Source organism: Mycobacterium sp. TY814, assembly GCF_030755175.1.
Taxonomy (GTDB): Bacteria; Actinomycetota; Actinomycetes; order Mycobacteriales; family Mycobacteriaceae; genus Mycobacterium.
This window is the reverse complement of the sequence record NZ_JAUFRY010000002.1, coordinates 1,309,735-1,335,960: the sequence shown is the minus strand read 5'-3', so window position 1 is coordinate 1,335,960 and position 26,226 is coordinate 1,309,735. Positions and strand designations below refer to the sequence as shown.

Here is a 26,226-nt window from a genome sequence, read left to right as displayed (position 1 = left end):
CGGCAAGCCTTCCGGACGCGATTTCGCGTCTGCTCGTTGACAGTCCTGCGGGCAGGCTGCGATAGTCACCTTTAACTGAAAACATTATTTTCATTTAAGGGGTACGCCGGTGGCCTGGTTGCCGTTTTCCATCGCCGAAGCGGCGTTATCGGGAAGTGGTGACACGCCGGATCTTCCGCAGGCGTGGTCGCACCTGCTGGACCGGCTGCGCGCCGCCGCGGTGTCCGTGGAATCCGACCCTGCCAACCGGAATCGGGCCGATCTCACTGCCGGCATGCGGCATCTGCTGGTTCTCCTGGCCGCCGGCGTCGACGAAGTGTTGCGGTTCGACCCGGATCCGGTGTTGCGGGTGCAACGCACCAGCACCGACGACGTGCTGACCTGGGGCATGGAGTGCCCGGACTGCATCTACACCAGGGCCGTATTGCGGGGTGGGGAGAGTTACCGGGTCTCCGGCAACCGCGGCACCGCGCGCTATGTCGGTCTACAGACCATGAATGGCATTGTGGCGACGGCGAATACGCTAGTCGACGAACTCAGTGCCGACGCCGGTGGCGACTTCGAGGTGGTGTTGTCTGCCGATGAGCGGCCGGGGAACTGGATGCGTATCGAGGGCGACCATCCCACCTTCACGGTGCGGCATTTCTTCTACGACTGGGACAACGAGGTGGCCTCGTCGCTGCGGATCAAGCGGCTCGGTGATGCGGTTCCTGCGAGCGGTGGTCCGGTCGACGGGGGTGACGCCCTGTCCCGGCAGATGATGGCGCTCGGCGACTTCGTCACCGAGAACCTGGCCTTCTTTCTGCAGTTCGGCGCGGCGGCGCCGGCCAATGGATTCCTCCCTCCCATCGACCGGAGCGACATGGGCGCAGCCGCGGAGAACCGGCCGGTGATCGGCCGCTGGGAACTGCAGCCGGACCAGGCACTGATCGTGGAAGTCGAACCTCCCAGAGGGGTTTATTGGAGCTTCTCGATCGGCAACCCGTGGTGGGAAACCATTCACTACGGCCGTCACCAGTCCAGCCTGAACGGCTACCAGGCGGCGGTGGACGCCGACGGCCACGTCCGTGTGGTGCTGTGTGCCGAGGACCCGGGCGTCGCCAACTGGCTGGACACCACGGGGCACAGCAACGGCCCGATCATTCTGCGTTGCGTGCGGACCGAGACCGCGCCGACGCCGACGACACGCCTCGTGCCGGTGAGCGACGTGCTCGCCGCGCTGCCGAAGGACACCGTGACGGTGACCACCGAACAGCGGGCAGCCGTGCTTGCAGCACGACGAGCCGCCGTACTGGAGAGGTTCGGGCGATGACCTTCAACGCGGACGAACTGGAAGACGGCGCCTGCGCCGCAACAGGTTTGGACGACTTCGGCTCGCCCTACTACCGGGAGGGGCTGGAACGCATCGTCGACGCCCTGAACACCGAGGCCGATCTCAACGAGATGGGTCGCCTCATTCAGCATGCGACCATCAGCAACGCCCTGATCCAGCGTCTCAAGGTCGAGGACACCTACGCCCGGCATCCCGAGATCGATGGTGAGGAGGTCGACGGGCCGGTGTTCGTCATCGGGTTGCCCCGCACCGGAACCACCGCGCTGAGCCAACTCGTGGCGGCCGATCCACAATTCCGGTCGTTGCGGATGTGGGAATCGCAGGCCCCTACCCCACCGCCGGAATCGGCTACCCAACACGAAGATCCGCGGATCGCACAGGCCGAGGCCGGCCTGAGAATGCTCGATGACATGTTCCCGCTGATGAAGACGCTCTACAACTCCGAAGCCACGGCACCCACCGAGTGCCAGGACCTGATGGGGATGAGTTTTCGCACCTTCCACTTCGACGGAGCCGTGCGTGCGCCGGCCTATCTGGCGTGGCTGATGGACTGCGACATGCGCGAGACCTACATCTTCCACCGCCGAGTGCTCAAGTTGCTGCAGTGGCATTGCCCGCCGAACCTGTGGCACCTCAAGACACCAGTGCACATGTTCGCCCTCGACGCGCTGATCGAGGCGTACCCGAATGCGAAATTCCTATGGAGCCATCGTGATCCGGCGAAGGTGATGGGGTCGGTATGCAGTCTGATCCACTATGTCCGCAGTTGGAGCAGTGACCGCGACGACGCCCGTGAACTCGGTACCGAGCAGGTCGAAAGCTGGGCCGAAGCCGTCCGCCGCGCCATGGATTTCCGCCGGCGGGTGGGTGACGACAAATTCGTGGATGTGTCGTTCGCAGACCTGCAGACGAACCCGGTTGCGACCCTGCAAAACAGTTACCAATCCTTGGGTTTGACGTTCAGCGAGGCGTCACTTGCGGCGGTACAGCACTGGGCCCGCGAGCACCGGCCCGGCTCCCGCGGTGCTCACGACTATGACCTGACCGATTACGGCCTGACGCCCGAAGGCGTTCGGGAGCGGTTCGCCGACTACCTGGCCACCTACGATGCCACCGCATGAACAGGTGGCGGCGCCCCGAACACGGCGGCGCGACAAGCTGCCTCCGGACCCCGGGGTACGTCGCGAGATTCTGAGCGCGGCGTCAACGGCCCTGCGCGAGCACGGGGTCGGCGGTCTGAGCATCGCCGCAGTACTGCAACGGGCAGGATTGAGTACCCGCGCGTTTTATCGGCATTTCGGTTCCAAGGACGAACTGGTGGCCGCGGTGTTCCTGGACTCGGCGCGGGCCGAGGCGCAGCGGCTCAGCGACCGGATGAACCAAGCCGCAACGGAAGTCGATGCCGTGGTGGCCTGGATCGACGGACGCCTGGATCTGGCGTTCGACGACACGGTGCGCACCGACCTGCGGCGGCTGTCATTGGAGGCGCAATCCCAGACATCGGCCGCGCCGCATCTCATCGAGTCGGCTTATGCCGAGATGTTGCTGCCACTGGGTGAGGTGATCGAGCGCGGCCTGCGGCGCGGGGTGTTCCGCGGCGTCGAACCGGGGTCCTGCGCACGGTTCATCCACGGCGTGGTGTGGGCGGGGATCGACCGGTACTGGACGGCCGGCGACTGCACGCCGGGCGACCTTCGCGAACGCATTGTGCGGTTCTGTCTGGGCGGGCTGGGTGTGGACCTCTGACAAAGGAGTCTTTTCATGGATCTGGGATTTGCGGGATCGACCGCAGTGGTCACGGGCGGCAGCAAAGGGATGGGGCTGGCCATCGCCGAGACGCTTGCGGCCGAAGGGGCCAGCGTGGCCGTGATGGCACGAGGGCGAGATGCCCTCGACGCCGCCGTGGCGTCACTACTCTCGGCGGGTGCGCCGGACGCCGTGGCGATCAGTGTGGACATGAACGACGCCGAGTCCATCACAGCCGGCTTCGCCGCCGTCGCCGAGCGATGGGGTCGCCTCAACTGCGTGGTGCACACCATCGGACCGGGCGACGGCTATTTCGAGCAGATGGATGACACGGATTGGGAAGCGGCGTTTTCCTTGGGCACGATGTCGGCGGTGCGCTCGATCCGCGCCGCGCTGCCGCTGTTGCGGTCGGCGGACTGGGCCCGCATCGTCACTTTGGCGGCGCACTCCATCCAACGGCAGAGCCCACGGCTGGTGGCCTACACCGCATCGAAGGCGGCGCTGGCCAGCATCACCAAGAACTTGTCGAAAAGCCTTGCCAAGGACGGCATTCTGGTCAACTGCGTGTGCCCCGGAACGATCGTGACAGCCAGCTTCACCGAAAACCTCAGGGACATTCTCGCCGCCGACGGCCTCGATGCGACCAACCCGTGGGAGGTGATGACCTGGATCGACAGGAACTTCCATCACCCCTGCGACCTCGGACGCGCGGGGCTGCCCGAGGAGATCGCCTCGATCACCGCGTATCTGGCGTCCCGGCGCAACGGGTACGTGACCGGCGCTACGGTGAACGTGGACGGCGGCTCCGATTTCGTCTAGACGATAAGCCCCAATCGGGGGTACTTGTCACATTCCCCGGAACTTTTTGTTCAGTCACAGCGACTTCTACCGTGTGACGGATTGCTCTCAGGTACCGACGCAGGTGGCGGCGTGTTTTGGCAACGCGCCGGATGCCGACTCGGGCTTGCTGGCTGAGCAGTCCAGCGCGTGAGTCAGGGGTCAACGAATCTGCCTCTGGCGTTCGCTTTTTCAGGTCCCGCAACAGGCGAGACGCACACCAGTTCTTCATGGAGGAAATCAAGTGTCGTATGTGATGGCAGCGCCCGAGTTGATGTCTTTCGCGGCAACGGATCTCACCCAGCTGGGTTCGAAGATCAGCGCGGCCGGCGCGGCGGCCCAACAGGCTACGACATCGGTGCTCGCGGCTGCCGCCGACGAGGTGTCGTCGGCGATAGCGTCGTTGTTCTCCGGGCACGGCCTTGAGTTCCAAGCCGCCAGCACTCAGGCCGCGATGTTCCGGGACCGATTGGCCCAGCTACTGGATATCGCCGGCGGACATTACGCTGCCGCCGAGGCGTCAGGCGCTTCCATGCTGCAGGCCATGAACTTCACGAACTTTGGCCTGCTGGGCCTGGGCAATGTCGGCGACCTCAACCTCGGCAGCGGCAACACCGGCAGCTTCAACTTCGGTGATGGCAACCTGGGCGGCGGCAATATAGGCAGTGGCAATCTGGGCAGCAACAACCTGGGCTTCGGCAACCTGGGCGGCTACAACTTCGGCCTGGGCAACGCGGGCTTCCTCAATTTCGGCCTGGGCAACGGGAGCCTGGAGCAAGCGGCTCTGGAAAATAAAATCTCGTCGATCAATTTCGGGAGCGCGAATCTCGGTACCTACAACTTCGGTGACGCCAACATCGGAAACACCAACTTCGGCCTCGGGAACCTCGGTGACGGCAACGTCGGCTTCGGCAACAGCGGCCTGAACAATGTCGGCTTCGGCAACAACGGGATCGGGAACATCGGGATCGGCCTGAGCGGCAACAATCAGATCGGCATCGGCGGGTTGAACTGGAGCGGCAGCACTGGTTGGAACATCGGGCTGGCCAACAGCGGCAACTTCAACTTCGGCTTCGCCAACACCGGTGACAGCAACTGGGGGCTCGCCAATACCGGAAGCCACAACATCGGGATCGGGCTGACCGGTGACAATCAGATCGGCTTCGGCGGGTTCAATTCGGGAACGGGCACGTCCGGCTTGTTCAACTCGGGCACCAACAACACTGGATTCTTCAACTCCGGCGGCAATGGCCTCGGCAACGGAGGCAACTGGGGTCTGTTCAACTCGGGCACAGCCAATTCCGGGGTATTCAACGGGGGCAGCTTCGAAACGGGACTGTTCAACTCCGGCGATCACGACACCGGCTTATTCAACGCGGGGAGCTACAACACCGGAGTGCTGAACACCGGCTCGTTCAGCTTCGGTGCCCTCAACGCCGGTCAGGGCAACATGGGCCTGCTCAACCCGGGCACCGGCAACGTCGGAATCGAGAACTCGGGCACGTTCAACTCCGGCTTCGCCAATGCGGGCTACACGAACTTCGGGCTCTACAATTCCGGCTACTCCAATATGGGGGCATTCGACTCGGGCTTCGGCAACGCGGGAGCCTTCAACTCCGGCGGCGTCAACCTCAATACGCTCACTGTCGGCGGCGGCAATGTCGGGTTCTTCAACTCGGGCTCCCTCAACACCGGCTTCTCGAATTCAGGAGATCTCAACACCGGCTTCTGGAATGGCGGCAGTGTCAATACCGGTTTCGGTAACGCGCTCACTCAGCCCGGCACCGTCTCGGGCATCGGCAACGCAGGCGACCACATCTCGGGCTTCTACAACATCGGCAGTTACAACGCCGGCTACGGCAACGCGGGCGAGTACAACTACGGGTTCGAGAACAAGGGGAACGGCCAGGGCGGCTCCATGATGCTGACCCCGGACCTGTCGCCGAACGTCGGATTCTTCAACACGGGGACCAACGGGGTGGGCTTTTTCAACACCGGCCAGTACAACGTGGGCATTTTGAACTCAGGCTTCAGCGACGTCGGGTATGGCAACGCGGGGATGGTCAACACCGGATTCCAGAACACCGGCAACTACAACGTCGGCTATGCAAACTCCGGCACCTGGAACTCGGGCTACCGGAACTCCGGCGACTACGACTCGGGCATCTCCAACGCCGGCAACAACACCTCAGGTGGCTACAACAGCAGCGACCACACCTCGGGGTTCTTCAGCTGATTGACTTTGCGCGAGCGAGCTAACCCTCGAGGTCGCCTTCGGTTTCCAGCAGCACCTGGCGAAGTCCGTCGAGTGTGTCGGGTTGCGGCTCGGCCCACATGCCGCGGCCGGCGGCTTCCAGCAGTCGCTCCGCCATGCCGTGCAGCGCCCACGGATTGGACTCGTTCATGAACTTGCGGTTCTCCGCGTCCAAAACATAACGCTCACTGAGTTGTTCGTACATCCAGTCGGCCATCACCCCGGCGGTCGCGTCGTAGCCGAACAGATAGTCCACCGTCGCGGCCATTTCGAACGCACCTTTGTACCCGTGCCGGCGCATTGCCGACATCCAGCGCGGATTGACCACGCGGGCCCGGAACACCCGGGTGGTCTCCTCGGACAGCGTCCGGGTGCGGATGGCGTCGGGGCGGGTGTTGTCGCCGATGTAGGCGGCCGGGGCCTGTCCGGTGAGCGCCCGCACGGTGGCGACCATGCCGCCGTGGTACTGGAAGTAGTCGTCGGAGTCGGCGATGTCGTGTTCGCGGGTGTCGGTGTTCTTGGCGGCCACGGCGATTCGGCGGTATTGCCGGTTCATGTCGTCGACCGCTTCACGGCCGTCCAGGTTGCGTCCGTAGGCGAATCCGCCCCAGGCGGTGTACACCTGCGCCAGATCGGCGTCGTCGCGCCAGTTGCGGCTGTCGATCAGCTGCAGCAGTCCCGCGCCGTACGTGCCCGGCTTGGACCCGAAAATCCTTGTGGTGGATCGCCGTTGGTCACCGTGCTGGGCGAGGTCCGCCTGCGCGTGCGCGCGGACGTAATTGTCCTGGTCCGGCTCGTCGAGCCCGGCGACGAGTTGGACCGCATCGTCGAGCATGGTGACGACGTGCGGGAAAGCGTCGCGGAAGAAACCGGAGATCCGCACGGTGACGTCGATCCGGGGCCGGTCCAGCTCGGCCAGCGGGATCGCGGCGAGGTCGACGACGCGTCGCGACGCGTCGTCCCACACCGGCCGAACCCCCAGCAGCGCCAGCACTTCGGCGATGTCGTCGCCGGCGGTGCGCATCGCCGAGGTGCCCCAGACCGACAGCCCCACCGACTGCGGCCACTGGCCGTGGTCGGCGCGGTAGCGCTGCAGCAGCGAATCCGCCAGCGCGACACCGGCTTCCCATGCCAGCCGGGACGGCACCGCCTTCGGGTCGACCGAATAGAAGTTGCGCCCCGTGGGCAGCACGTTGACCAGTCCGCGCAGCGGAGATCCCGAGGGCCCCGACGGGATGAACCGGCCGTCGAGCGCCCGCAGCACCTGCTCGATCTCCGATGTGGTGCCGGCCAGGCGCGGCACCACCTCGGTTGCCGCAAAGCGCAGGACCGCCGCGACGTCGGCGTTGTCGGTGAGCCGGTCGGCCACTTGCGGGTCCCAGCCGGCTTCCTGCATCGCCGCGACCAGCCCGCGCGCCACGGCCTCGGTCTGGTCAACTGACACCCGCTCGTCCGTGCCGTCTTCGGCCAGGCCCAGCGCTTGACGAAGACCGGGCAACGCATGCGTGCCACCGAACAACTGACGGGCCCGCAGAATAGCCAGCACCAGATCGAGTTCGCCTTCGCCCGTGGGCTTCTGGCCCAGAATGTGCAAACCGTCGCGGATCTGCACGTCCTTGATCTCACACAGCCAACCATCGACGTGCAGCAGCATGTCGTCGAAGGTGTCTTCCTCCGGACGTTCGGTGAGCCCCAGATCGTGGTCCATCTTGGCCGCCCGGATCAAGGTCCAGATCTGTTGGCGGACGGCGGGCAGCTTGGCAGGGTCCAATGCGGCGACGTTGGCGTGTTCGTCGAGCAGCTGTTCGAGCCGCGCGATGTCGCCGTAGGTTTCGGCGCGGGCCATCGGCGGGATCAGGTGGTCGACGAGCACCGCGTGCGCGCGGCGCTTGGCCTGGGTGCCCTCGCCGGGGTCGTTGACCAGGAATGGGTAGATCAGGGGCAGGTTGCCCAGCGCCGCGTCGGATCCGCACGCCGCCGACATGCCCAACGTCTTGCCGGGCAGCCATTCCAGGTTGCCGTGCTTGCCCAGGTGCACCACGGCGTGCGACCCGAAACCGGCCGGAGCGTCTTGGGAAAGCCAGTGGTAGGCGGCCAGATAGTGGTGGCTGGGCGGCAGGTCCGGATCGTGATAGATGGCGACCGGGTTCTCGCCGAACCCGCGTGGCGGCTGCACCATCAGTACCAGGTTCTCGGATTCGATTGCGGCGATGACGATTTCACCGTCAGGATGATGGGTGCGATCGACGAAGAGCTCACCGGGCGGCGGTCCCCAGTGCTGGGTCACCGCGTCGGTCAGCTCGTCAGGCAGGGTGGCGAACCATGCGCGGTACTCGGCGGCCGGGACCCGGATCGGGTTGGCGGCCAGTTGTGTCTCGGTCAGCCAATCGGGGTCCTGCCCACCGCGTTCGATCAGGGCGTGGATCAGCGCGTCACCGTCGCCGGCTTCGATACCGGGCAGATCGCCGACGCGATACCCGCTCTCACGCATCGCCCGCACCAGGGCGACCGCGCTGGCCGGGGTATCGAGGCCGACGGCATTGCCGATGCGCGCGTGCTTGGTGGGATAGGCCGAAAAGACCAGGGCCACCCGCTTGTCGGCGGGGGCGATCCGGCGCAACAACGCATGCCGGACTGCCAGCCCGGCCACCCGATCACAGCGCTCCCGGTCAGCCACGTAGGAGATCAGACCGTCGTCGTCGATCTCCTTGAACGAGAAGGGAACCGTGATGATGCGGCCGTCGAACTCCGGCACCGCGACCTGGGTGGCCACGTCAAGTGGGCTCAGGCCGTCGTCGTTGTCACTCCACTGCGTCCGCGAGCTCGTCAGACACAATCCCTGCAAAATCGGAATATCCAGCGCGGCAAGATGTTCGACGTTCCAGCTGTCATCGGAACCACCAGCCTCCGCCAGGGCGGGCTTCACTCCGCCGGCGGCCAGCACCGTGACCACCATGGCATCGGCGTCGCCCAGTGTATGCAGCAGCTCGGGTTCGGCGGTGCGCAGCGACGCGCAGTAAACCGGCAGCGCGCGCCCACCGGCACGTTCGATCGCCTGGCACAGCGCCTCGACGTAGGCGGTGTTGCCGGCCAGCTGCTGGGCACGGTAGAACAACACGGCAATCGTCGGACCGTCGCTGTCAACGGCGGGTCGTTCGAGTACGCCCCAGGTCGGGGTCGCCACCGGTGGCGTGAAGCCGAATCCGGTCATCAGCACGGTGTCGGACAGAAACGCATGCAGCTGCCGGATGTTGTCGACGCCGCCGTGCGCGAGGTAGATGTGCGTCTGCACCGCGATGCCCGCCGCGACCGTGGAGCGACCGGTCAGGTCGGCGTCAGGCGCCTGCTCACCGCTGACCAGCACCGTCGGCACCCCGCTGGCCAGCACCGTTTCGATGCCGTCCTCCCAGGCGCGGTACCCGCCGAGAATCCGCACCACCACGATCGAGGCTTCCGCGAGCAGCTCGGGCAGCTCGACCTCGGAGAGCCGCGCCGGGTTGGCCCACCGGTAGTTCTTTCCGCTGGAACGGGCACTGATCAGGTCGGTGTCGGACGTCGACAGCAACAGGACGGTCGGCTCAGCCACTCATTATTCGTACAGCAGCGACGCAGACCCGACGAATCGGCACGTAGGGTTCCGGTATGAACAGGGGCTTCGTCGTCACCTTCGGGGTCGGGTTGATCATCGCGCTGTTCGGTCTGATCTGGGCCCTGCAGGGATTCGGAGTGCTCGGTGGCAGCCCGATGAGCAACACGACCACCTGGTCGGTCATCGGCCCGATCACCGCACTGGTCGGCGTTGCGATCGCGGTGTTCAGCTGGCGGAAACTGTCAGCCAAGTAGGCCTTACTTCCCCGTCACGGAGAAGCTCACGGTGTGCCAGCCGGTCGCACCGTCTGGAACGGGATCAGCCCGCTGCTCGGTTTGGACAGCTCCGGTGTTGTCGATCGCCCGCACGGTAATGGTCTGCTTGCCAGGGCCTTTCGCCTGCCACGGGAAGCTCCACAACCGCCAGGTCTGGTTGGAATAGCTCGCGCCCAATTCAGCGGGCTGCCACTCCCCCTCACCGATGCGGACCTCGACGGCACGCACGCCACGATTCTGCGCCCAGGCGACGCCGCCGAACACGACCGGACCGGGTGGCACCTGCTGACCGCTGCGTGGGACGTCGATTCGCGACTCGGTTTTGACGGGCGCCTGCGCCGCCCAGCCCTGCCGTGTCCAGTAGGCCTTTGCCTTGTCGAACCGCGTCAACTCCAGGTCGACGACCCATTTGGTCGCCGACACGTAGCCATAGAGTCCGGGCACCACCAGGCGGGCCGGATAGCCGTGTTCGACCGGCAGAGGCTGGCCGTTGAGGCTGACCGCCAGCAGCGCGTCGCGGCCATCGGTGAGGGCCTGCACCGGCGTGCCTGCGGTGAAGCCGTCGATCGACGTCGACAGCACCATGTCGGCGTCCTTGTGCACACCGGCCGCTGCCAGCAGATCAGCCACCCGATAGCCCGTCCAGATTCCGGTCGAAATCAGTTTTCCGCCAACGGGGTTCGACACACAGGTCAGTGTGGCCACCGATTCGACCAGGTCGAAGCGGGTGAGATCGTCGAAGCTGTAACTGGTTTCGCGATCCACCATGCCGTGGATGCGCAGCCGCCAGTCGCCGTGGCTGAGCTGGGGAACACTGAGCGCGGTGTCGATCCGGTAGAACTCGGTGCTGGGTGTGATGAAACGCGGTAGCGCAACGCCTTTCGGTTGCACGTCCGGAGGGATCGGCGGAGCCGACGATTTCGGCGGCGGGAGAACGAATGTCTTGCGGTCGGCTGCCACCGAATGCGCCAGTCGCGCGATGACGGCACCCGCCACGCCGCTGACGACTCCCAGTCCGAGCACGCTGAGAACCATCAGCTTGCGCCGGCCGGCGTCGGCCTCGTCGCTGTTGTCGTCCGGGCACTTCACGTCGGGCTGGATCCGGCGAACCAGCACCCGCAGCGTCGCCACACCGCAGGCGGCGCCGGCGATGGTGGGGATCGTGTCGATCGCTGTGGCACCCGGCCGGGACAGCACGGCAATACATCCGATAACACCCGCCGCGGCGATCACCGCGCTGCCGAGCGGGCGGCGGCGCGTCTCGAAGGACCCGGCTATCGCTGCCAAGGTCGCGATCACCACGAGCACCGCGACGGCCAGGAAGGGCTTGTCCAGCGTGCCGAGGGTCTGGATCGCCCACTCTTTGACCGGTCCCGGTGTCAGGTCGACGACTGCCGAGCCGACGGCGGTACGCGCGTCGGCGCGCCCACCGAACGGGATACTGACCAGCTGAGCCACCCCGAGTGCGACGGCCGCGGCGGCGACACCGACAAGCATCTTCTCGTTCGACGGGGTGGCAGCCATCGGAGCAACTTTACCCGCGTTTCGCGAGACCGCTGTAAACCTTTGTCGCGCAACAGAACAAGCGATTACTGCCGATCCCGCCGGCGGGCCGGCTCAGGACCGGCGACATTTTGTCTCCAACACCGGGACAGCGGGGCGGAGCCGGCGTAGTCTCCACATTCATCCGAATCACCGATGCGTCAATGACGACGTGAAGGAGGATGGCGATGTCGCAACTATGGGCGGTCCCGGAATTGCTGACTTCCAAGGCGACGGATCTCGCCGGAATCGGATCGGCGCTCATCACCGCCAATGCCGCGACGGTGGCGCCTACCGCCGGCCTACTGCCCGCGGCCGCGGACGAAATCTCCGCGGCCATCACATCGGTGTTCGCCGACCACGCCCTGGCACACCAGGCGCTGAGCCGCCACGCGGCGGCGTTCCATGAGCAGTTTGTCCAGGCGTTGAGCGCCGCGGCTGGCTCGTACGCGGCCGCCGAGGCGGCCAACGCTTCGCCGCTGCAGACGGTGATCGACAACGTGCTGGGCGTGGTCAATGCGCCCACCAACGCCCTGTTGGGACGTCCGCTGATCGGCAACGGCGCCGACGGGACGGCAGCCAACCCGAACGGCGGAGCGGGTGGGTTGTTGTACGGCAACGGCGGCAACGGCTATTCAACGACCACGGCCGGGGTGGCCGGCGGCGCCGGCGGGGCGGCAGGGTTGATCGGCAACGGCGGCGCCGGCGGGGCCGGTGGTGCGGGCGCGCGCGGCGGCGCGGGCGGTGCCGGCGGTTATCTGTCCGGCAACGGCGGGGCGGGCGGGGCCGGTGGTGCCGCCGCCCCGGCATTCGGCTCCAGTACCCACGGCGTCAACGGTGGCGCCGGGGGTGCCGGCGGCGCCGCCGGGTTGTGGGGCGCCGGCGGAGCGGGCGGACAAGGCGGCAGCAGCGGGCCCTACACCTCACCGGGCCCCGCCACCCCCATCAAGCTTTCGAACCTCGCGCTCAGCGGCGGCGACGGCGGCGACGGCGGTCGTGGCGGGTGGCTGTCCGGCCCGGGCGGGGCTGCGGGCCAGGGCGGGGCCGGCAGTCCGGGAACGGCCCTCGTCAAGATCCCGGGTGGTGGCCTGTCCACCTTCACCATCCCCATTACCAATGACCTCACCGACGCGGCCAAGATCACGCTTTTTGCGACGGTTGGTATTTCATTCACACCTGCCACCATTCCGCCGATGGCAGTGGGCACCGTGAGCACGGTTACGGTGTCCGTTCCGGTCGGCTTGGCCGCCGGCTCCCTGACGGTGGCTTCCAGCGTCAACGGGCCGTCCGGCCAGGCCGGTAACGCAGGCGCCAGTGGGTTGCTGTAATGCCCCGGTGGGTAGCGTGAGGCGATGACATCCTCGGTTGCCGGCAAAGTCGTCGCTATCACCGGAGGCGCTCGCGGAATCGGCCTGGCCATCGCGACCGCCCTGCACAGCTCGGGCGCCAAAGTCGCCATCGGCGACGTCGACGAGGCCGGCGCGAAATCGGCGGGTGACCGACTCGGGCTGCCGCTCGCTCGGAAATTGGACGTCACCGACCGGCCGTCGTTCACCGAGTTCCTCGACACGGTGGAAGACCAACTCGGACCGCTCGACGTGGTGGTGAACAACGCCGGCCTGATCTCAGTGGGCAGCGCGGTCGAGGAGGACGACGAAGCCACCCGGCGCCTTTTCGACGTCAACGTGCACGGTGTCATCCTGGGCACCAAACTGGCGGCGCAGCGAATGCTGCCCCGGCGCCGCGGCCACGTCATCAACATCGGGTCGCTGGGCAGCGTGCTACCCACCGAGGGCATCGCAACCTATTGCGCCACAAAGCATGCCGTGCTCGGCTACACCGACGCCGTCCGGATGGAGAATCGGGGCAGTGGCGTGCACTTCACGGTGATCATGCCGACTCTGACCAACACCGACATGGTTGCCGGCGTCGGGCATGCGAAGGGCTTCAAGAACGCCGAGCCCGAAGACGTTGCGCGCGCGGTCGTCGAGGTGATCGGAAAGCCGGAACCTCGGGTGGCCATACCCCGTTCGCTGGGGGCAACGGTGTGGGCGCAGCGCCTGATGCCGGTGGGCCTGGCCGAGGCGCTCGGGCGGGCACTGGGTACGGGCCGCGTGTTCACCAGCGACCTCAAACGCGAGCAGCACGACGTCTACACGCGGCGGACCGGTCTGTCGTGAGCCAGGGCACCCGCATCGACCTGGGCCCGAAGTCGCTGTTGTGGCGCTGGGCCGGCGACATGCGGATCGCCTTCGAAGGCGGTACGGCCGGCCTGATGCAGACGATGCATCCCGCCATCGGGCAGGGCCTCATCGACCACTCGAACTTCTTCAGCGATCCCGTGGATCGGGTATTCCGTTCGCTCCCAGGTATTCTCGGCACCATCTATGACGGCCCTGAAGCGGACGAGACCGGACTCAAGGTGCGCGACTTTCATCGCGACATCAAAGGGAACCTGCCTGACGGGCAGCGTTACCACGCCCTGAAGCCAGAAACGTATTGGTGGGCGCACGCCACCTTCCAGGTGATGGTGCATCGACTCGCCGAGCATTGGGATGTGCACCGGCTCAGCGATACCGAGCGTGAGCAGCTCTACCTCGAGGGTTGCGAATGGTTTCGCCGCTACGGCATGTCAGATTCGGTGCTGCCGTCGACGCTCGCCGAGTTCAACCGCGAATACGAGCGATACTGCACCGAAGTGCTGCAGCCGAACGCGGCTTCAGACTTTCTGATCGAGTTCATCCAGCGCACGGCGATCCCCGACATGAGCGCGTCACCGGATTATCCGAGCACTCCCCTGCTCAAACCGATCATGGACGCCCTACTGCCCACCATGCCCGTGCGCACCGCGCTGGCCCCGCCGATGCGTCTGGTGATCTTCGGCGGCCTACCGCCCATCGTGCGGGAGCGGTTCGGGATCGGCTGGACCGGCGTCGACGAGACCAGTTACCGCGCGTTGCGCGCGACGATCAAAAAGGGGTGGCGTGCCATACCCGCGGCCTTGAAGTGGCACGACACCGCACGTAAAGGCTGGCTGCGCGAACTGGGCAGCGTTCCACGCCGCGTCTGAGACCGTGTGCGTCGCAGTCCAGTCCCGGCCACGGCCGCAACGCGATGTTGCCGGGGTCAGGCGGTCCGCACGTCGAAGTCGGTGAGCTCCGGTTGGCGCAGCAGCTCGTGGTGCGTCTCCGGCGTCCACGGGAACAGTTCCGGCAGGCCATCCTTGCCGAGGTACCAGCTGTTGCAGCCGCTGACCCAGATCGTCTGCGGCATGGCGGCTTTCATGTCCTCGTTGTACTGCTTGGTGGCCGCCTCGGTGGGTGCGGCGGCAACTACGTGCCCGGCGCGCAGCTGTTCAATCCACCACATCACATAGTTGGCCTGGTCTTCGGCGATCGGGATCAACGACTGATTGCCGATCGGCGAGTGCGGCCCGATCATCATGAACAGATTGGGGAATCCCGGCACCGCGATGGAGCGGTAGGCCATCGGTCCGCCGGCCCAGGCCTCGTCCAGGGTGAGGCCGCCCTCCCCGACGATTTCCATCGGACGCACGTAGGCCCGGGCGTCGAATCCGGTGGCGAACACGAGCAGATCCAGTTCGTGCAGCGTGCCGTCCGCGGTCACGATCCCGCGCGCCTCGATGTGGTCGATGGGGTCGGTGATGATGTCCACCCCGGGCTTCTGCACGGATCTGTAGAAGCGCCCGGCCATCACCTGCCGCTTGCACATCGGCTGGTAAGTGGGGGTGAGCTTGGCCCGCAACTCGGGGTCGCGCACCGAAAGCCGCAGGTTCCAACGACACTCGGCCTGAGCCAGCCGACGCTGCCAGCCCGGCCGAATCGGGGCGCGGCCGAATACCAAACGGAAGAACCATCCCCAGAACAGGTAAGGCAATCTGTTCAGGGCCGTGAAGCGCGACAGCGCCGCTTGGGTCAGCTTGGAATAGCGCGGGTTGGGCAATGGGTAGATCCACTGCGCGGTGCGCTGGAAGACCTTGAGCTGACGCACGTTGCCGCCGAGTTCGGCGGTGATCTGCACACCGGTGGATCCGGTGCCGATCAAGCCGATCCGCTTGTCCGGCAACGACACCGCATGATCCCAGCGCGACGAATGGAACGCCGGCCCAGCGAACGTGTCGCGCCCGGGGATGTCCGGATAACGCGGCACCCGCAGCACCCCCGTCGCGGTCACCAGCACATCGAACGAGTGGGTCTCGCCGTCGGAGGTGGTGAGTTGCCACTTTCCGTTGTCATACTCGGCGCGGGTGATGGTGGTGCCGAACCGGATGTGCGGACGGATGCCACGCTCGTCGGCCACCTGCTGGAAGTAGTTCTGGATCTCCCACCCGGGCGGCAGCCAGTGCGACCAGTTCGGGTTGGGCCGGAAGGAGTATGAGTAGTAACGCGACGGCACGTCACAGGTGAGGCCGGGATAGGTGTTGTCGCGCCAAGTACCACCCACGTCGTGGGCCTTCTCGAAGATGGTGAACGAGTCGATGTCCGCATCCTGCAGTTTGGCTGCCATGCAGATGCCGGACATCCCGGCCCCGATAATCGCGACTTTCAGTGCACGCGCCATTGCCGCCTCCCGGTGTTTCGCTGACGTGCACGTTACGCCGATCGGACCGGCGTACCCAGAGATTCGCGGGTGACCACATCTCCGCCGGACCCCTCGTGGACAACATTGCTGCCCGTCCGGCGGTGGTGTGCCCGCGCGACCCGCAGTAGAAATGCCGGCCGCAGCAATTGAGCGGGCGGGTCGACCATCGCCGTGATCCGCATGAACTGCGCGGCGACGACGGGGTCGGATTCGGCTGCGGTCATTACCGGCTCGAGGCACGCGTTGCTGACGCGGATCCTTAGTGGTCGCGGACCCGACACCTCGGGCAGCGCCAGATCCGAGGCGACAGCGGTCTGCCAGGCCACTCGCACCTTCTTGGCGGCAATACGATTGAACCGGCGAGCCAGGCCACTGCCACCGCGCCGCAAGCAGTCTCGCAGCACCGTGGCTTCGACGGCCGCGACCGTCATGCCCTGCCCGTAGATCGGGTTGAAGCTGCATACCGCATCTCCGGCCACGAGCAGGCCCTCTGGTATGCGCCGCATCTTGTCGTAGCGACGCCAGCGGTTCGAGGGCACGCGATGGTGGATAACGTCGCCGATCAGCTCGGCGGCGGCCACCTTTGCCGCGGCGGCAGGTGCGAATTCTGCTGCGTAGGAGAGTATTTCGGCGTAATCGCGCGGCGGCTCGAGTCCGGCCATGGTACCGGCAGCGATCATCCAGTAGTTGTTCTCGTAGCCGATCATGGCGAACATCCGCGGCCGGCCAGGACGCGGGAAGTGCGCGATCATGTGTTCGGTGATGAGGCCGGGCGGTATGCGGACGAGTTGACTGGCGTAGGCGAGTTGCACCTTCACCTCGTCCTCGGGTGGCCGTCCGTAACCGAGTTGCTCCAGGTACACCGGTGTGCGGGATCCGCGGCCCGTGGCGTCGACGACAAGATCGGCAGACAACGTCCTCTCGTGGCCGGTCGAGCGATCGATCACCCGGGCACCGTTCACCCGCCGACGGTCCGGTGTCGCCGCCAGGCCCACGACATCGTGATTCTCACACAACGTGACCTTCGGGATTGCTCGAATTCTCTGGCGCACAGACCATTCCAGCACCGGGCGGCTCGGCGACACGATCTGGGGCGCGTGCGCCGACTTGCCGGAACGCACCAGTGAATGCCCACCGAAGGAACAATCCAGCTTGGCGAAATCCCCGTCGTCCCAGGTTGTGACGCCGTGGGCGATCAATTCGTCCCCGATGCCGGGGAAGAGTTCCTCGAGCACCAGCGTGAGCCGCGCCAGACAGGTGTGGATGAGCCGGCCCTGTGGGACACCGCGCCGGTTGACCGGATCCTCGGGCAGGACATCACGTTCGACGATCGTGACCCTGTCGTAGTAGTCGGCCAAGACCCGGGCTGCCAGCAGGCCACCCATGCTGGCGCCCAACACCACCGCATCACCACCACGTCGCACCATTGCACGCTCCTTCGTCGATGGACTGCAACGAAGTGTGCTGCGCTGCCGCGTGGGCACCTTGAGTAGTCGAGTACTTAATTTGCTGAGCCGGCGAGCATTGCGATGCGGCCGGCGACCTCCTGCGCCACCTGTCGCGCCGCGTCGCTTTCTCCCGGCACGTAACGATCCGCGGCCACGTCGTAGTCGGCTCCGGCGATCGACCCGTGATCGGCCGCCAGCGCGATCAAGTCCACCGGCCAACCGGCGTGCTGCAAAGCCTCAGCGAACTTCTCGCTCGCGCTGATCGGTACGACGTCGTCTGCCATACCGTGCAACAAGGTGAACGGCGTACCCGCTTGGGCGGTGGACAGCAGGTCAGTGACCGCTTCCCCGGATATCGGGTCGTCGGCCATGAATGCTCCGGCCAGACACACCGTGTGCGAGATCTGCACATCATTGCGCGGCGCATCCACGGTCAGGCCGGCCGCCGCGGCACCACCCAGGGACCACCCGACGAGCACAATTGGCCCCGCCGCGCGTTCGCGCGTGAAAGCGACCGATCGCAACAGGTCTGCGCGCCCACCATCGTCGGCGTGCGAGTTCCAGTCCGGTGCGATGACGGTGACACCGTGACCGGCCAGCAGTTCCGCCAGCGGCCGGACGGCGGCGCGGGCGTCGCTCTGCATGCCATGCCACAGCAAGACGGTGGGTTGGCCGGCATCGCCGAAGACATCGGCCAAGCGTCCCGGGGCGTATTCGACCGTCCGCACAGGCACGGGTGTGCCCGCGCGATGGGCCGGCAAAACCATGCGCACACGCATTTGCTCGGACTTCGGGACACCCTTTCGGTTGTCTAACCTGGGCAGGTGGCCAGAATCCGCGACTCCGACGCCTGCCCGGGCGCGTTGCAGGTACACCAGGCCGCAGACGGCGCTCTGATACGGGTTCGCCTGCCGGGCGGCACGCTCACCGCCGCCCAACTGGCGACATTGGCGGCCGTCTCCGCCGAATACGCCGGGTCGACCCTGGAACTGACCGGCCGCGGCAACGTGCAATTACGGGCGGTGACCGACGTCGGCAAGGTTGCCGAGGCCGTCGCCGCGAGCGGGCTCCTTCCGTCGGCCACCCACGAACGCGTACGCAACATCGTGGCGTCGCCGCTGTCCGGCCGGTCGGGGGGCAACGTCGACGTCTGGCCCTGGGTCGGTGAACTGGACGCGGCGATCCGCGCCGAACCTCGGCTGGCCGAGTTGGGCGGCCGGTTCTGGTTCAGCCTCGACGACGGCCGCGGTGACGTGTCGGGCCTGCACGCCGATGCCGGGGTGCACGTGTTCGCCGAAGGACCCCGGCTGCTGCTGGCCGGCCGCGATACCGGGATACGGGTCACCGACGTCTGCCAGAGCCTCATCGATATCGCACTCCGGTTTGTCGAGATTCGCGAAAAAGCCTGGCGAGTAACCGAACTGGATAACCTCAGTGAGCTGTGCCCAGGCGTGCAGTTGGGCCCAACCCTCCCCTCGCCCGGCAAGGCGCCGGTGGGCTGGATACCTCAGGACGACGGCCGGGTGGCGCTGGGAGCCGCCGTGCCGCTGGGAGTCCTGCCCGCTCGCGTCGCCGAATTCCTGGCCGCCATCGAGGCGCCGATCGTGATCACGCCGTGGCGGTCGGTGCTGGTGTGCGACCTGACCGAGCAGGTGGCGGACACCGCGCTGCGCGTCTTGGCGCCACTGGGTCTGATATTCGACGAGAATTCCCCGTGGCTGAGCATCAGTGCGTGCACCGGCAGCCCCGGCTGTGCGCACTCCGCCGCCGACGTACGGGCCGATGCCGCGCAAGCGCTGGACGCCGGCTATCCGGTGCACCGCCACTTCGTCGGCTGCGAACGGGCATGTGGCAGCCCGGTGGACGGGGAGGTGTTGGTCGCCACCGGCACGGGGTACCGGCTGCTGAGGTCTTAAGGTGAGCGAGTGCTCGACTACACCCGCGATGCTGCGGAGATCTACCGGCAGTCATTCGCGACGATCCGCGCAGAGGCCGACCTCAGCCGATTTCCTGCCGACGTCGAACGCGTGGTGGTCCGCCTGATCCACACCTGCGGCCAGGTCGACGTCGCTGAGCACGTCGCCTTCACCGACGACGTCGTCACCCGGGCCCGGGCCGCACTCTGCGACGGCGCGCCGGTGCTGTGCGACTCGTCGATGGTGGCCGCCGGGATCACCAAGTCGCGGCTGCCGATCGGCAACGAGGTGGTGTCGTTGGTCGCCGATCCACGCGCAGCGGGTTGGGCCGCGGAGCACGGGACCACCCGTTCGGCCGCCGCCGTCGACCTGTGGGCCGACGAGTTGGCCGGCGCCGTCGTCGCTATCGGTAACGCGCCGACCGCGTTGTTCCGCCTGCTGGAACTGGTTGACGAGGGAGTTGCGCCACCGGCGGCGGTGCTCGGCGGACCGGTCGGTTTCGTCGGCTCCGCCCAGTCCAAGCAGGAGCTCATCGAGCGCCCACGTGGCATGTCCTATCTGTTGGTCCAGGGCCGGCGCGGCGGCAGCGCCATGGCCGCGGCGGCCGTCAACGCGATTGCGACCGACCGCGAATGACGGGCACGTTATGGGGTGTCGGGCTGGGCCCCGGTGATCCGGAGCTGGTGACGGTCAAGGCGGCCCGGCTGATCGGCGAAGCCGACGTGGTGGCCTATCACAGCGCCCGCCATGGTCGCAGCATCGCGCGCGGCATCGCCGAACCGTATCTGCGGCCCGGGCAGATCGAGGAACACCTGGTGTATCCGGTGACCACCGAGACGACCGACCATCCCGGGGGCTATGCGGGCGCGTTGGAGGACTTCTACGTCGCCGCCACCGAACGGATCGCCGCGCATCTGACAGCCGGGCGCAACGTGGCGCTGCTGGCCGAAGGCGATCCGCTGTTCTACAGCTCCTACATGCACCTGCACACCCGGCTGACCGAGCGGTTCAACGCCGTCATCGTGCCGGGCGTGACGTCGGTGAGCGCCGCCTCGGCCGCTGTCGCCACGCCGCTGGTGGCCGGCGACGAAGTGCTTTCGGTGTTGCCCGGCACGCTGCCGGTGGCCGAACTTACCCGCCGGCTCGCCGATGCCGACGCGGCGGTGATACTCAAACTTGGTCGTTCCTATCGCAATGTGCGCGAAGCGCTTTCGGCTTCCGGGGTGCTCGACGACACGTTCTATGTGGAACGGGCCAGCACACCCGGGCAACGCGTGATGCCCGCCGCTGACGTCGACGAGACCGGCGTGCCGTACTTTTCGCTGGCCATGCTGCCGGGCGGGCGACGCCGGCCGGCGGCCGCGGGCACCGTCGCCGTGGTGGGCCTGGGACCGGGCGGCACCGAGTGGATGACGCCGCAGAGCCGCCGCGAACTGGCCCGGGCAACCGATCTGATCGGCTACGCCGGATATCTGGACCGGGTCCCACTGCGCGACGGACAGCGCCGCCACGCCAGCGACAACACCGACGAACCGGCCCGCGCCCGGCTGGCCTGCTCGCTGGCCGAACAGGGGCACGCGGTGGCCGTGGTGTCGTCCGGCGACCCGGGCGTTTTTGCGATGGCGACCGCGGTCCTCGAGGAGGCCAAGCAGTGGCCGGATGTGCAGGTTCGGGTGATCCCGGCGATGACCGCGGCACAAGCGGTGGCCAGCCGGGTGGGCGCGCCGCTGGGCCATGACTATGCGGTGATCTCGCTGTCGGATCGGCTCAAGCCGTGGGACGTCATCGCCGCCCGCGTGTCGGCCGCGGCGGCCGCCGATCTGGTGCTGGCCATCTACAACCCGGCTTCAAAGTCGCGGACCTGGCAGGTGGGGGCGATGCGGGATCTGTTGTTGGCCCATCGCGAACCGGGAACGCCGGTGGTGATCGGCCGGAACGTGTCCGGCCCGGATGAGGAGGTGCGCGTGGTGCGGCTGGCCGACCTGAATCCCGCCGACGTCGACATGCGCTGCCTGCTGATTGTCGGTTCGTCCCAAACTCAATGGCATGCAAGCGATTCCGGCGATCGGGTGTTCACGCCACGGCGTTATCCGGGTTAATGTCCGAGAGCGCCGGCCACCACGCGCGCGGCGTCGGCCACGAATGCCTCATTGGGCTGCGCGTCATATCCGCCGCCGGCGATGTCGGTGTAGATGGCGATGACATGCGCTGCGCCTTTGGGTGACCAGACGACGGCGACATCGTTGGCCCGCCCGTAGTCGCCCGACCCGGTCTTGTCGATCACCTTCCAGTCGGCGGCGAACGCGGCGCGGATCCGCTTGCCGCCGGTGGTGTTGCGGGCCATCCAGTCGGTGAGCATCGTCCGCTTGTCAGGCGGCAGCGCATCACCGAGCACAAGCTTCTGGAAGACGAGAGCGATCGCATGCGGCGTGGTCGTGTCCCGCGCGTCGTTCGGCGGGTCGCGGTTGAGCTCCGGCTCCGCCTGGTCCAGCCGGCTGGTGTCGTCTCCCAGGCTGCGGAGGTAGTCCGTGAAACCCGCGGGCCCGCCGACCTGGGTGAGCAGCAGGTTGGCGGCGGTGCCGTCGCTGTATCGAATGGCGGCGTCACACAGCTGCCCCACGGTCATTCCGGTGTCGACGTGCTGCTCGGTCACCGGTGAGATCGAGTTGATGTCGGCCTTGGTGAAGCTGACCATCGAGTCGAGGTGAGCAAGCGGATACTGATGCAACACCGCTGCTACCAACGGCGCCTTGAACGTGGAGCGCAAGGCGAACCGCTCGTCGGCGCGGTAGGCGATCGCTGCCGTCGTGCCGCTCTCAGGCACGTAGACGCCCAGTCGTCCCCCGTATCGCCGCTCGATGTCGGCGAACTGACGGGACAGGTCCGGCGCCGGCGTCGACGTCGTTGCCGATCCGGTGCGGCCCGCGCCCTGCGCACACGCCGCCAGCGGCAACACGGCGGCGGCACCCAGAAATTCGCGGCGGCCTAATCGTGTGCCCCGCCGTCCCTGCATGGCCGCAGTATCGCATCCGCGTCATGGGCCCGGCATGAGCGCCTTCGGGTCTGACGCGCGCATCGCCCGTTCGGGCACCGGGAGGGTTGTGCCCCATCACCGCGGCAAGTGACGACGAGGCCGTCACCTCCCTGGCCATGGCGGCCGCCGCCGGAAACAGGCGGTGGGCACCATTCGCTCCCGCGTCGCACGGGCCCATGACGCGCTGCTGGCCGACGCCGAACGCGACGACGTGACCGGTTAACGCAGGTGCGCGACCCACTGGGCGGCTGCGGCGACGGTACCGACCGTCGCGACCCCCTCGGGCAGCGGCGGCCGTGACACCATCACCACCGGAATATGAAGTGCCGCAGCAGCATCCACCTTGCCCCGGGTCATCTCGCCGCCGCTGTTCTTGGTGACCAACACGTCGATGCGGTGTTCGGCGAGCAGCTTCAGTTCCTCGTCGTAGTGGTAGGGGCCGCGCGACAGCAGCAGGTGATGACGCCGGGGCATCACCGCGTCCGCGGGCGGGGTGACGGCGCGGATCAGGAACCACGCATCGCTGGCGGCGAACGCCGCGACGCCGGACCGTCCGGTTGTCAGGAAAACTCGCGAATACTGCTGCTGGGCAACTTCATTCGCTGCCTCATCGTCTGTCGCGACAACCGTGGCCAGATCGGGATCCCACGCTGGGCGAGCTAGCACCAGATGCGGCATCCGCAGCTCGGCACAGGCTTGCGCGGCATGCGCGGTCATGGTGGCCGCGAACGGATGCGTGGCATCGACGACGGCGTCGATGCGTTCGTCCCGCAACCACCGGCGCAAACCTTCGACACCACCGAACCCGCCGATGCGTACCGGACCCACCGGCAGCGCGGGATCGGGCACCCGGCCGGCCAGGGAGCTGACGATATCAACCTGTGGGTGCAGCTCTTTCGCCAATGCCCGACCCTCAGCCGTACCGCCGAGCAGCAGCACCCGCATCAGTGCGCGCCTCTGCTGCGCCGCGCGACGGAATACAGATAACTGTCGGTGAAACCTTCGGCGCCCAGGACGTCGCCCACCACGATGACCGCCGTCTTGGTGACGTCAGCCTCGTGCATCCGCTCGGCGATGTCGGCCAGCGTGCCGCGCAACACAATCTCTTTCGGCCAACTCGCGAATGCGACTACCGCTGTTGGCGTTTCGGACCGATATCCGCCGGCGAGCAGCTGGGGAACGATGTTGTCGATCTGCGCCGCGGCCAGGTGCAGGACGAGGGTGGCACCGGATCGGGCGAGAGTGGTGAGGTCTTCGCCGGGCGGCATAGCGGTCGACAGGGTCGACACCCTGGTCAGCGTGACGGTCTGCGCGATGCCCGGCACGGTGAGTTCCCGCTTGAGCGCGGCGGCCGCGGCGGCGAAAGCAGGCACGCCCGGCACGATCTCGTAGTCGATGCCTCCCGCGTCGAGTCGTCGGCACTGTTCGGCGAGTGCGCTGTAAAGCGAGGGGTCACCGGAGTGCAGCCGCGCCACGTCATGTCCGGCGGCGTCGGCTTCGGCAAGCTCGGCGATGATCTGGTCCAGGGTCAAGGGGCCGGTGTCGACGATCCTGGCGTCCGGCGGGCAGTGCGCGAGAAGGTCGTCGGGCATGATGGAGCCCGCGTAGAGGCACACCGGGCAAGTTTGCAGAAGTCGTTGGCCGCGAACGGTGATCAGATCGGCGGCCCCTGGGCCGGCCCCGATGAAGTAAACCGTCACTGCTTGGTCCTCGACCACTGAGTGACGGGGTGTTGTGGGCGCCAGCCGGTGAAGCCGCCGAGCGCTTCACCCTGGTAGTGCTGGAACCGCCGCAGCTCACCGCCATGTCGGGAAAATTCTTGTGCGAGAATGGCTTCGGACTCTACGGTGACCGCATTCGCCACCAGGCGCCCACCCGCGGGTAAGTGTTCCAAGCAGGCGTCGAGCAGTCCCGGGTGGGTCAGGCCGCCGCCGATGAAGATCACCGACGGGCGCGGCGCCCCGGCGAACTGGTCGGGTGCGGCGCCGCGCACCTCGACGCTGACACCGCTGGCGGCGGCATTGAAACCGATGTTGAGGCGGCGCCGTTCGTCGAGTTCGAACGCCACCGCGGTGCAACCGGGCGCGCTGCGGCACCATTCGATGGCGATGCTGCCCGATCCCGCCCCCACATCCCAGAGTCTTTCACCGGGGCGCGGATTCAGGACTGCGAGCGTCACCGCCCGGATCCCGTACTTGGTGATCTGTCCGTCGTGCATGAAAGCGTCGTCGGGCAGCGAGGCCACCCGATGGTCGGGCAGGTAGCGGATGGCGATCACATTGAGGTCGTCGACGTCCTCGGTCGTGCTGTGTGCCCAGTCCCGGGCGGCACCGTCGCGTCGGCGCTCCCCCGGTCCGCCGAGCAGTTCGAGGACGGTGAATTCCGACTCACCGTGCCCGTAAGCGTCCAGCGCCGCGGCCAGCGTCTTGGGTGTGTTTCGGTTGCGCGACAACACAATCGCCTGTCCACCGCGGCGGATCGCGGTGTGCGGGTCAGCGGTGACCAGACTGATCAGCTCGGTCTCGTGGACGTTCCAGCCCATCCGGGCACACGCCAAGGTGACCGACGACACGTGCGGCAGAACCCGTACCTTGGCCGCGCCGAACAGGCGGATCAATGTGCCGCCGATCCCGTGCAGCAGCGGGTCGCCGCTGGCGACGATGTGGATGTCCGGCCCGTCCACCGCAAGCGCCTCCAGCGCGGGCAACATCGGCGACGGCCACTCCCGTCGCGGCGCTGCGATGGTGTCATCGAGGAGGTCGAGCTGTCGCCGGGATCCGTAAATAACGGTGGCGCGGTGCAATTCGGATCTGGAGGCGGCGGACAGACCCGGGATTCCGTCCGCACCGATGCCGACTACGACGATCATCGCGGCATCCTGCGCCATATCGGCTGCGGAAGTAGCCGCAGCGTGAAAAACATTGGCCGCAGCGCCCACGGTATCCAGACACTGCGTCGGCCTTTCGCCAGTGCTCGCGCTGTGGCGGCGGCGACTTGGTCGGGGGTACTGGACAGCGGCGCGGGCGCCATGCCGTCGGTCATCCGGCCGATCACAAATCCCGGGCGCGCGATCAGCAAATGAACGCCACTGCCGTGCAGCGCGTCGGCCAGTCCGCTGGCGAAGCCGTCCAAGCCGGCCTTGGCCGATCCGTAAACGTAGTTGGCGCGGCGCACCCGGACCCCGGCCACCGAGGAGAACACCACCAGCGATCCTCGGCGAGCGGCGCGCATGGCTGAGGCCAGATGGGTGAGCAGACTGACCTGAGCGACGTAGTCGGTGTGGACGATGGCGACGGCATGGGCGGCATCGCGTTCGGCGCGGGTCTGGTCGCCGAGGATGCCGAAGGCCAGGACCGCGGTGCCGATGGGACCGTGTTCGGCGATGATGGCGTCGACCAGAGGACCGTGGGAGGACACGTCGTCGGCGTTGAATTCCCGGGTGTGCACGGCTTCGGCGCCGGCGGCGAGCAGGGCGGCTTTCTGGTGCTCGAGTTGGTCAGCGTTGCGCGCCGCCAGCACCACAGTGCTCGCCGGTGCCAGGCGCCGCGCGAGTTCAATACCGATCTCGCTGCGGCCGCCGAAAATTACCAGCGGACCTTCGCGGGTGTCGTCCACGGCTGTGATTATTGCCTGCGCTAGCGTGAAGGGCG

21 protein-coding genes and 2 pseudogenes are annotated in these 26,226 nt (G+C 66.9%); 13 read left to right on the top strand and 10 right to left on the bottom strand.

The annotated features are described in order from the left end of the window. Positions 1-109 precede the first annotated feature (109 nt). The 5 genes from QXH22_RS19530 (at position 110) to QXH22_RS19510 (ending at position 6,152) form a co-directional block, all read left to right on the top strand. A complete protein-coding gene (locus tag QXH22_RS19530; protein WP_306276694.1) occupies positions 110-1,312 on the top strand; it encodes a hypothetical protein in 1,203 nt (400 codons plus the stop codon). Then, positions 1,309-2,454, top strand: coding sequence for a sulfotransferase (locus QXH22_RS19525; RefSeq protein WP_306276693.1), 1,146 nt, complete (start codon positions 1,309-1,311; stop codon positions 2,452-2,454). The genes QXH22_RS19530 and QXH22_RS19525 overlap by 4 nt, the downstream gene beginning before the upstream one ends. Then, a complete protein-coding gene (locus tag QXH22_RS19520; protein ID WP_306276692.1) occupies positions 2,441-3,079 on the top strand; it encodes a TetR/AcrR family transcriptional regulator in 639 nt (212 codons plus the stop codon). Before QXH22_RS19525 ends, QXH22_RS19520 begins: the two co-directional genes overlap by 14 nt. 15 nt (positions 3,080-3,094) lie before the next feature. Further along, positions 3,095-3,898 (top strand): SDR family NAD(P)-dependent oxidoreductase, encoded by an 804-nt coding sequence (locus QXH22_RS19515; RefSeq protein WP_306276691.1) that lies wholly within the window; start codon positions 3,095-3,097, stop codon positions 3,896-3,898. Between the two features lie 262 nt (positions 3,899-4,160). Then, positions 4,161-6,152, top strand: a complete 1,992-nt coding sequence (locus tag QXH22_RS19510) for a PE domain-containing protein (RefSeq protein ID WP_306276690.1) — start codon at positions 4,161-4,163, stop codon at positions 6,150-6,152. Positions 6,153-6,171: 19 nt separating this feature from the next. Here the strand turns inward: QXH22_RS19510 and cobN are convergent, their stop codons facing one another. Further along, positions 6,172-9,756 (bottom strand): cobaltochelatase subunit CobN, encoded by a 3,585-nt coding sequence (gene cobN / locus QXH22_RS19505; RefSeq protein WP_306276689.1) that lies wholly within the window; start codon positions 9,754-9,756, stop codon positions 6,172-6,174. Between the two features lie 56 nt (positions 9,757-9,812). Between cobN and QXH22_RS19500 the strand changes: the two genes are divergently transcribed. Beyond that, entirely contained in the window at positions 9,813-10,013 is a 201-nt protein-coding gene (locus QXH22_RS19500; protein ID WP_306240132.1) for a hypothetical protein, read from the top strand. 3 nt (positions 10,014-10,016) lie between these two features. On the opposite strand, the gene QXH22_RS19495 is transcribed toward QXH22_RS19500, so the two are convergent. Continuing rightward, on the bottom strand, positions 10,017-11,558 hold the full coding sequence (locus tag QXH22_RS19495) for a molybdopterin-dependent oxidoreductase (protein WP_306276688.1): 1,542 nt from the start codon (positions 11,556-11,558) through the stop codon (positions 10,017-10,019). Positions 11,559-11,764: 206 nt separating this feature from the next. Here QXH22_RS19495 and QXH22_RS19490 point away from each other — a divergent pair. The 3 genes and pseudogenes from QXH22_RS19490 to QXH22_RS19480 form a co-directional block, all read left to right on the top strand. After that, a pseudogene (locus tag QXH22_RS19490) lies at positions 11,765-12,634 on the top strand (PE family protein); the annotation flags it as partial. 294 nt (positions 12,635-12,928) lie between these two features. Next, positions 12,929-13,756 carry an SDR family oxidoreductase gene (locus QXH22_RS19485; protein ID WP_306276687.1) on the top strand — a complete coding sequence of 276 codons (828 nt, stop codon included), beginning with the start codon at positions 12,929-12,931 and terminating at the stop codon, positions 13,754-13,756. Further along, complete coding sequence (locus QXH22_RS19480; RefSeq protein ID WP_306276686.1) at positions 13,753-14,646, top strand: oxygenase MpaB family protein; 894 nt, start codon at positions 13,753-13,755, stop codon at positions 14,644-14,646. The genes QXH22_RS19485 and QXH22_RS19480 overlap by 4 nt, the downstream gene beginning before the upstream one ends. 56 nt (positions 14,647-14,702) lie before the next feature. Here QXH22_RS19480 and QXH22_RS19475 read toward each other — a convergent pair whose 3' ends face one another. From QXH22_RS19475 to QXH22_RS19465, 3 genes are all read right to left on the bottom strand, one after another. Beyond that, positions 14,703-16,157, bottom strand: a complete 1,455-nt coding sequence (locus QXH22_RS19475) for an NAD(P)/FAD-dependent oxidoreductase (protein WP_306276685.1) — start codon at positions 16,155-16,157, stop codon at positions 14,703-14,705. Positions 16,158-16,189: 32 nt separating this feature from the next. Continuing rightward, positions 16,190-17,605 carry an NAD(P)/FAD-dependent oxidoreductase gene (locus QXH22_RS19470; RefSeq protein WP_306276684.1) on the bottom strand — a complete coding sequence of 472 codons (1,416 nt, stop codon included), beginning with the start codon at positions 17,603-17,605 and terminating at the stop codon, positions 16,190-16,192. Positions 17,606-17,679: 74 nt separating this feature from the next. Beyond that, positions 17,680-18,354, bottom strand: a complete 675-nt coding sequence (locus tag QXH22_RS19465; RefSeq protein WP_306240125.1) for an alpha/beta hydrolase — start codon at positions 18,352-18,354, stop codon at positions 17,680-17,682. Positions 18,355-18,450: 96 nt separating this feature from the next. On the opposite strand from QXH22_RS19465, the gene cobG reads away from it, so the two are divergent. From cobG to QXH22_RS19450, 3 genes are read left to right on the top strand one after another with little or no spacing between them, the layout of a single operon-like run. Continuing rightward, entirely contained in the window at positions 18,451-19,542 is a 1,092-nt protein-coding gene (cobG, locus tag QXH22_RS19460) for a precorrin-3B synthase (RefSeq protein WP_306276683.1), read from the top strand. Between the two features lie 9 nt (positions 19,543-19,551). Then, on the top strand, positions 19,552-20,178 hold the full coding sequence (locus tag QXH22_RS19455) for a precorrin-8X methylmutase (protein ID WP_306240123.1): 627 nt from the start codon (positions 19,552-19,554) through the stop codon (positions 20,176-20,178). Further along, positions 20,175-21,641 (top strand): precorrin-2 C(20)-methyltransferase, encoded by a 1,467-nt coding sequence (locus QXH22_RS19450; protein WP_306240122.1) that lies wholly within the window; start codon positions 20,175-20,177, stop codon positions 21,639-21,641. The genes QXH22_RS19455 and QXH22_RS19450 overlap by 4 nt, the downstream gene beginning before the upstream one ends. Here QXH22_RS19450 and bla read toward each other — a convergent pair. Beyond that, complete coding sequence (gene bla / locus QXH22_RS19445; protein ID WP_306276682.1) at positions 21,638-22,555, bottom strand: class A beta-lactamase; 918 nt, start codon at positions 22,553-22,555, stop codon at positions 21,638-21,640. The genes QXH22_RS19450 and bla overlap by 4 nt on opposite strands. 163 nt (positions 22,556-22,718) lie before the next feature. Here bla and QXH22_RS19440 point away from each other — a divergent pair. Next, positions 22,719-22,799: pseudogene (locus tag QXH22_RS19440) on the top strand (RNA polymerase subunit sigma); the annotation flags it as partial. Here the strand turns inward: QXH22_RS19440 and QXH22_RS19435 are convergent. From QXH22_RS19435 to QXH22_RS19420, 4 genes are read right to left on the bottom strand one after another with little or no spacing between them, the layout of a single operon-like run. Continuing rightward, positions 22,796-23,521 (bottom strand): cobalt-precorrin-6A reductase, encoded by a 726-nt coding sequence (locus QXH22_RS19435; RefSeq protein WP_306276681.1) that lies wholly within the window; start codon positions 23,519-23,521, stop codon positions 22,796-22,798. The pseudogene QXH22_RS19440 and the gene QXH22_RS19435 sit on opposite strands and share 4 nt — an antisense overlap. Further along, positions 23,521-24,276, bottom strand: a complete 756-nt coding sequence (gene cobM / locus QXH22_RS19430; protein WP_306276680.1) for a precorrin-4 C(11)-methyltransferase — start codon at positions 24,274-24,276, stop codon at positions 23,521-23,523. The genes QXH22_RS19435 and cobM overlap by 1 nt, the downstream gene beginning before the upstream one ends. Further along, entirely contained in the window at positions 24,273-25,445 is a 1,173-nt protein-coding gene (gene cbiE / locus QXH22_RS19425; RefSeq protein WP_306276679.1) for a precorrin-6y C5,15-methyltransferase (decarboxylating) subunit CbiE, read from the bottom strand. The genes cobM and cbiE overlap by 4 nt, the downstream gene beginning before the upstream one ends. Next, positions 25,442-26,191 carry an SDR family NAD(P)-dependent oxidoreductase gene (locus tag QXH22_RS19420; protein WP_306276678.1) on the bottom strand — a complete coding sequence of 250 codons (750 nt, stop codon included), beginning with the start codon at positions 26,189-26,191 and terminating at the stop codon, positions 25,442-25,444. The genes cbiE and QXH22_RS19420 overlap by 4 nt, the downstream gene beginning before the upstream one ends. Positions 26,192-26,226: the final 35 nt, after the last annotated feature.

Excerpts from the sequence above, each read along its gene's own strand:
- QXH22_RS19525 (WP_306276693.1), top strand. The coding sequence starts at position 1,309 with ATGACCTTCAACGCGGACGAACTGGAAGACGGCGCCTGCGCCGCAACA.
- QXH22_RS19520 (WP_306276692.1), top strand. The coding sequence starts at position 2,441 with ATGCCACCGCATGAACAGGTGGCGGCGCCCCGAACACGGCGGCGCGAC.
- QXH22_RS19515 (WP_306276691.1), top strand. The coding sequence starts at position 3,095 with ATGGATCTGGGATTTGCGGGATCGACCGCAGTGGTCACGGGCGGCAGC.
- QXH22_RS19500 (WP_306240132.1), top strand. The coding sequence starts at position 9,813 with ATGAACAGGGGCTTCGTCGTCACCTTCGGGGTCGGGTTGATCATCGCG.
- QXH22_RS19495 (WP_306276688.1), bottom strand. The coding sequence starts at position 11,558 with ATGGCTGCCACCCCGTCGAACGAGAAGATGCTTGTCGGTGTCGCCGCC.
- QXH22_RS19485 (WP_306276687.1), top strand. The coding sequence starts at position 12,929 with ATGACATCCTCGGTTGCCGGCAAAGTCGTCGCTATCACCGGAGGCGCT.
- QXH22_RS19475 (WP_306276685.1), bottom strand. The coding sequence starts at position 16,157 with ATGGCGCGTGCACTGAAAGTCGCGATTATCGGGGCCGGGATGTCCGGC.
- QXH22_RS19470 (WP_306276684.1), bottom strand. The coding sequence starts at position 17,605 with ATGGTGCGACGTGGTGGTGATGCGGTGGTGTTGGGCGCCAGCATGGGT.
- QXH22_RS19450 (WP_306240122.1), top strand. The coding sequence starts at position 20,175 with ATGACGGGCACGTTATGGGGTGTCGGGCTGGGCCCCGGTGATCCGGAG.
- bla (WP_306276682.1), bottom strand. The coding sequence starts at position 22,555 with ATGCAGGGACGGCGGGGCACACGATTAGGCCGCCGCGAATTTCTGGGT.
- QXH22_RS19435 (WP_306276681.1), bottom strand. The coding sequence starts at position 23,521 with ATGCGGGTGCTGCTGCTCGGCGGTACGGCTGAGGGTCGGGCATTGGCG.
- cbiE (WP_306276679.1), bottom strand. The coding sequence starts at position 25,445 with ATGATCGTCGTAGTCGGCATCGGTGCGGACGGAATCCCGGGTCTGTCC.